The organism is Psychroflexus sp. MES1-P1E (genome assembly GCF_002836055.1).
Lineage (GTDB): Bacteria > Bacteroidota > Bacteroidia > Flavobacteriales > Flavobacteriaceae > Psychroflexus.
The window spans coordinates 1-535 of sequence record NZ_PJBS01000029.1 but is presented as its reverse complement, the minus strand read 5'-3'; the positions used below and the strand labels follow the sequence as shown (position 1 = coordinate 535).

1 protein-coding gene is annotated in these 535 nt (G+C 33.5%); it reads left to right on the top strand.

The features are described 5' to 3' along the window. Positions 1-185: 185 nt before the first annotated feature. Positions 186-535 (top strand): hypothetical protein (locus CXF67_RS00190; protein WP_145990321.1); only part of this gene is annotated, 350 nt, incomplete at its 3' end.

The window sequence follows — 535 nt, the reverse complement described above, 5'->3', positions numbered from 1 at the left end:
ACCATTAGTTGTTTTTCTTTTTAACTAAAGAAGTGTCTTCTCACTAAGTAGTGTTACGTAAAATTAATGGGTTTTTACTTTTTTTCTACGTTTTTTTTTTTAATTTTAATTGTTTATCAAGTATATAACCATAGTTACCTCCTGTTTTTGAGTTGACTACCAAAACACCATAAACCATAAAACCAATGATTAAAAAACTAACACTTGTAGCTTGTATAGTCTTCTCTACCCAATTAATGTATTCACAAGAGACCATTCCAACATCAGGAGGAGATGCCACAGGCAGCGGCGGTTCATCCAGTTATACGGTTGGTCAATTGGTGTATACTACCAATATAGGAAGTGGTACAGTTTCCCAGGGTGTTCAGCAAGCATTTGAATTTCAAACCTTAAGCAATTCAGAATTGAACACTATAAATCTATCAGCCATTATGTATCCTAATCCAACGTCTGATTACGTTATGCTGAAAATTTCAGATCATGCGCTCGATAATTTAAGCTATAATCTTATAGACATTAACGGAAAAGCTATATC